This window comes from Actinophytocola sp., assembly GCF_036402745.1.
In the GTDB taxonomy this organism is placed as follows: domain Bacteria; phylum Actinomycetota; class Actinomycetes; order Mycobacteriales; family Pseudonocardiaceae; genus Actinophytocola.
In genome coordinates this window covers 1-4819 of sequence record NZ_DASWSJ010000080.1, presented here as the reverse complement: position 1 = coordinate 4819, position 4819 = coordinate 1, and the positions used below count along the sequence as shown (strand labels likewise).

The following is a 4819-nucleotide window of genomic DNA, read 5'->3' as shown; positions in this document are numbered from 1 at the left end:
CGTCGCCGAGATCACCAAGGGAAAGGCCTACACGGCCGAATCCGCCGGCGAGCTCGAGGACGTCTACAAGGACATCGGCTCCTCGGTCGGCTTCGACAAGGTCGACAAGGAGGTGACCTCGAGGTTCGCCGGCATCGCGATGCTGTTCACCCTCGCCTGTGCCGGAGCCTGCATCGCCTTGGCCTCACGCTTCCCCTGACCGTGGACCCATCTGGTTGACACGGCGAGGGAGCTGGTGTGTGGGGCGCTGGTGGTGCAAGATGTACCCGCTGCCGCAGGAACTTTCGAGACGGTGTTCGAGAACGCTGGGGAAGGCGCCCCTCGAGCACAGGAGGTCCCGGTGGCGACGACTCGTGGCGTTCTCTACGTCCACACCGTGCCGTCAGCGTTGTGCCCACATGTCGAGTGGGCAGCTGGCGGCGTACTAGGCGTGCCCGTGAAGCTGGACTGGACACCGCAGCCTGCCGCCCAGGGAACCTACCGGGCCGAGCTGTCGTGGCAAGCCGAGGCCGGCACGGCGGCCAAGCTGGCGTCCGCCCTGCGCGGTTGGCAGAAGCTCCGGTTCGAGGTCACCGAGGAGCCGGGCAACGGGGTCGAGGGTGAGCGCTACTCCTTCACGCCAACGCTGGGCGTCTTCCACGCCTCCACCGGACTGCACGGCGACATCATGGTGCCGGAGGACCGGCTGAAGGCCGCGATGCTGAAGGCGGCCACTGGCGAAGCGGATCTGACCGAGGAGGTCGAGCGCTTGCTGGGCCGTCCCTGGGACGACGAGCTGGAACCGTTTCGCTACGCCGGTGACGGCGCCCCCGTCCGCTGGCTTCATCAGGTCGTCTGACGGCTCAGGCGTCGAAGCTGAGAACTTCAGAAGAATACCTCGGAGGCGAACAATTCCGGCGACTTTTGCCCGATGCTAAAGGTCAGAGCTTTTACAGGGTGGGATAGGCCGTGGCCGCTGGGCCGCCGGGTGTCGGGACACCCCCGGCGGTCGTCAACAGCGGCCGCACCACGTACGAAGGGCGCGGACCCTACAGTCCGCGCCCTTCGTTCATGTTCCGGGGAACCCTTGTTTACAAGGGGATGTTGCCGTGCCGGCCACGGACCCGGCCGCCGGCCTCGGCGGCGGCGATGGCTGCTGCCAGGGCCGACCGGGTGGCACCGGGCTCGACGACCTCGTCGACGACGCCGATCTGCTTCGCCCGCTCGATGCCGCCGGCGATCTTCTCGTGCTCCGTCGCCAGTTCGGCCTCGACCTGGGCCCGTAGTTCCGGCGCAACGTCGGCCAGCTTGCGGCGATGCAGGATCCGGATCGCCGCCACCGCACCCATCACGGCCACCTCGGCCCGCGCCCAGGCGAACACCCGGGTCGCCCCGAGGGAGCGCGCGTTCATGGCGATGTACGCCCCGCCATACGTCTTGCGTGTCACCAAGGTAACCCGCGGTACGACCGACTCGGCGAAGGCGTGCAGCAGCTTGGCGCCCCGTCGTACGACGCCGTCCCACTCCTGGCCGACGCCGGGCAGGTAACCCGGTACGTCGACCAGCACCACCATCGGTACGCCGAACGCGTCGCACATCCGAACGAAGCGGGCCGCCTTCTCCGCGCTCAGCGCGTCCAGGCAGCCACCGAGCCGGAGCGGGTTGTTGGCGATCACGCCGACGGTCCGGCCACCGAGCCGGCCGAGGGTGGTGACGATGTTCGGCGCCCACCGCTGGTGCAGCTCGACGCCGGAGTCCTCATCGAGTACCCCGCCGACCAGCGGGTGGACGTCGTACGCGCGCTTGGCCGACTCCGGCAACAGCCCGGACAGGTCGGTGTCGGGCACGTCGTCCGAGACCTCGCCCTGGTTCGCGAAGAGGTCGGTCAGCCGGCGGGCATTCTCGATCGCGGCGGCCTCGGAGTCGGTGGTGATGTGGACGACGCCGGAGCGCCGCCCGTGCGGCTCGGGACCGCCCAGACGGAGCATGTCGACATCCTCGCCGGTGACCGAGCGGACCACGTCCGGACCGGTGACGAAGATCCGGCCCTCCGGACCGAGGATGACGATGTCGGTGAGTGCCGGACCGTACGCCGCACCGCCCGCGGCCGGGCCGAGTACAACAGAGATCTGCGGGATCTTGCCCGAGGCCTGGGTCATCTCGAAGAAGATCTTGCCGACCGCGTGCAGGCTGAGCACACCCTCGGCCAGCCGGGCGCCGCCGGAGTGCCATAGACCGATGATCGGCAGTTCCTCCTGGCGGGCGACCTGGTAGGCCTTGACGACGACCTCGCAGCCCTCGTCACCCGTCGCGCCGCCCATCACGGTGGCGTCGGAGCAGAACGCGATCACGGGAGCACCGGCGATGGTGCCGCGGGCCGCGAGCATGCCGGACAGGTCGTCCGGCGTGATCAGCTCGAGGGAGTCCGGATCCAGCAGCTTGGTGAGCCGGGCGACCGGATTGCGGGGATCCTGTTCGCGCGGAAGCTTGGCAGGTTTGGCCGGCGCTTGTGGCGCGGGGGCGGTGGTCATGAGGTCCTCCCGGATCAGACGGACTTGAAGGCAAGGGCGACGTTGTGTCCGCCGAAGCCGAAGGAGTTGTTCAGAGCCGCGATGTCCCCGTCGCCGAGCTTGCGTTGTTCGGTTGCGATGTCGAGCTGGATGGCGTCGTCCAGCTTGTCCACGTTGATGGTCGGCGGCACCACCCGGTGGTGCAGCGCGAGCACGGTGGCGATCGACTCGACCGCGCCGGCGGCGCCCAGCAGGTGGCCGATCATCGACTTTGGTGCCGTCGCCACCGCCCGGTCGGTGGCCTTGCCGAGGGCTTGCCGGATGGCCAGCGATTCGGCGATGTCACCCTGCGGGGTGGAGGTGGCGTGTGCGTTCACGTGCACGATGTCGCCCGCGGCCAGGTCGCTCTCGAGCAGGGCCCGCTGGATCGCGCGGGTCGCGCCGGCGCCGGTCGGCTCCGGCTGCGCGATGTCGTGACCGTCGGCCGTCATACCGGCGCCGGCGATCTCGGCGTAGATCTTGGCGCCACGGGCCACCGCGTGCTCGTACGATTCGAGCACCAGGACACCGGCACCCTCACCGAGCAGGAAGCCGTCCCGGTCGACGTCCCATGGCCGGGAGGCGCGCTCTGGCTCGTCGTTGCGCTTGCTCAGCGCCATCATCTGGCTGAAGGCCGCCAGCGGCAGGCCGGCGATCGAGCCCTCGGTGCCGCCGGCAAGCATCACGTCGGCGCGGCCGAGCCGGATCTGGTCCAGTGCCAGCGAAATGGCCTCGTTGCCGGAGGCGCAGGCGGAGACGGGGGTGTGCACACCGGCCCGGGCCTTGATCTCGAGGCTCACGTTGGCGGCGGCCGAGTTCGGCATCAGCATCGGGATCGCCAGCGGCGACACCCGGCGTGGGTTCACCTTCAGCGCGTCATAGTTGCTCAGGGTGGTGAGCAGGCCGCCGATGCCGGAGGCGATCGCGACACCGAGCCGCTCCTTCGGGAGCTCGTCGGTCAGCCCCGAGTCGGCCCAGGCCTCGCGCGCGGCCACGACCGCGAACTGCGCGTTCCGGTCCAACCGGCGGGCCTTGACCCGCTCGATGACCTCGGTGGGCTCGACCGCGGCGGGGGCGGCGATCTTCACCGGCAGCTCCTCGACCCAGTCGGCGGTCAGCCGCTCCGCACCGGACGTGCCGGCCAGCAGGGCCTCCCAGGTGCTGGCGACGTCGCCTCCGACCGGGGTCGTGGCTCCGAGCCCGGTGATGACGACTCGGGTCTTCGACATGGTTACCTCATCCTTCGGCGTGAGAAGTCAGACGATGTGGGGACGGCGGGTGTGGTGCTCACCGGACGCGAACGCCCGGTGAGCTACTCGCCAGCACGACTGTGGTGATTCTGGTCAGCCGTTCTGGGCGCGCTCGATGAACGCGACCGCGTCGCCGACGGTTTTCAGGTTCTTGACCTCGTCGTCCGGGATCTTCACGCTGAACTTCTCCTCGGCGGCCACCACGACCTCGACCATGGAGAGCGAGTCGACGTCGAGGTCGTCGGTGAAGGACTTGTCCAGCTGGACGTCTTCGACCGGGATGCCCGCGATCTCGTTGACGATCTCGGCGAGGCTGGAACGGATCTCTTCGGTGCTGGCCATCTGTTCGTTTCCCTTTCGGATTCTGTGTGTATTGCCGCCGGGGCGGCCACCTGATCAGCCGTCCCGGAGATCTATTTAGGGGAGCCGGATCACCTGGGCGGCGAAGACCAGGCCCGCGCCGAAGCCGATGATGAGCGCCAGGTCGCCGCTGCGGGCCTCGCCGCTGTCCCGCATGGCGACGATCGCCAGCGGGATGGACGCGGCCGACGTGTTGCCCTGCCGCTCGATGTCGCGCGCGACCTTGACGGTCCCGGGCAGCTTCAGGGCGCGGCGCATCGCGTCCGTGATCCGCATGTTCGCCTGGTGCGGCACGAACAGGTCCAGGTCGTCGGCCTTCACGCCGGCCACGTCCAGTGCCTGCTGCGCGGTCTTGGCCATCTCGAACGACGCCCACCGGAAGACCGGGTTGCCGTCCATCCGCAGGTGCGGCCAGTTGTAGCTGCCGGCCGCCTCCTGCCAGGACTCCTTCTGGCTGATCACGTCGTGCTGGGTCCCGTCGGAACCCCACACCACCGGGCCGATCCCGGCCTCCGCGGACGGCCCGACCACGGCGGCCCCCGCGCCGTCGGCGAAGATGAACGCCGTACCGCGGTCCGTCCGGTCGGTGATGTCGCTGAGTCGCTCGACCCCGATCACCAGCACGTACTTCGCGCTGCCGCCGCGGACCATGTCGCTGGCCATCGCGACGCCGTAGCAGAA

The 4819-nt window shown here is 69.3% G+C and carries 6 protein-coding genes; 2 read left to right on the top strand and 4 right to left on the bottom strand.

Annotated features, from left to right (window positions below):
- Both VGD70_RS07920 and VGD70_RS07915 read left to right on the top strand, forming a co-directional pair.
- A partial coding sequence (locus tag VGD70_RS07920) for a hypothetical protein (protein WP_331079639.1) occupies window positions 1–199 on the top strand: 199 nt, incomplete at its 5' end.
- 141 nt (window positions 200–340) lie between these two features.
- On the top strand, window positions 341–838 hold the full coding sequence (locus VGD70_RS07915) for a DUF3145 domain-containing protein (protein ID WP_331079637.1): 498 nt from the start codon (window positions 341–343) through the stop codon (window positions 836–838).
- 232 nt (window positions 839–1070) lie between these two features.
- On the opposite strand, the gene VGD70_RS07910 is transcribed toward VGD70_RS07915, so the two are convergent.
- From VGD70_RS07910 to VGD70_RS07895, 4 genes are all read right to left on the bottom strand, one after another.
- Window positions 1071–2510 carry an acyl-CoA carboxylase subunit beta gene (locus VGD70_RS07910; protein WP_331079635.1) on the bottom strand — a complete coding sequence of 480 codons (1440 nt, stop codon included), beginning with the start codon at window positions 2508–2510 and terminating at the stop codon, window positions 1071–1073.
- Window positions 2511–2524: 14 nt separating this feature from the next.
- On the bottom strand, window positions 2525–3757 hold the full coding sequence (locus tag VGD70_RS07905; RefSeq protein WP_331079633.1) for a beta-ketoacyl-[acyl-carrier-protein] synthase II: 1233 nt from the start codon (window positions 3755–3757) through the stop codon (window positions 2525–2527).
- Between the two features lie 114 nt (window positions 3758–3871).
- Window positions 3872–4120, bottom strand: coding sequence for an acyl carrier protein (locus VGD70_RS07900; protein ID WP_012920191.1), 249 nt, complete (start codon window positions 4118–4120; stop codon window positions 3872–3874).
- A 75-nt stretch (window positions 4121–4195) separates the two neighbouring features.
- A partial coding sequence (locus VGD70_RS07895; protein WP_331079629.1) for a 3-oxoacyl-[acyl-carrier-protein] synthase III C-terminal domain-containing protein occupies window positions 4196–4819 on the bottom strand: 624 nt, incomplete at its 5' end.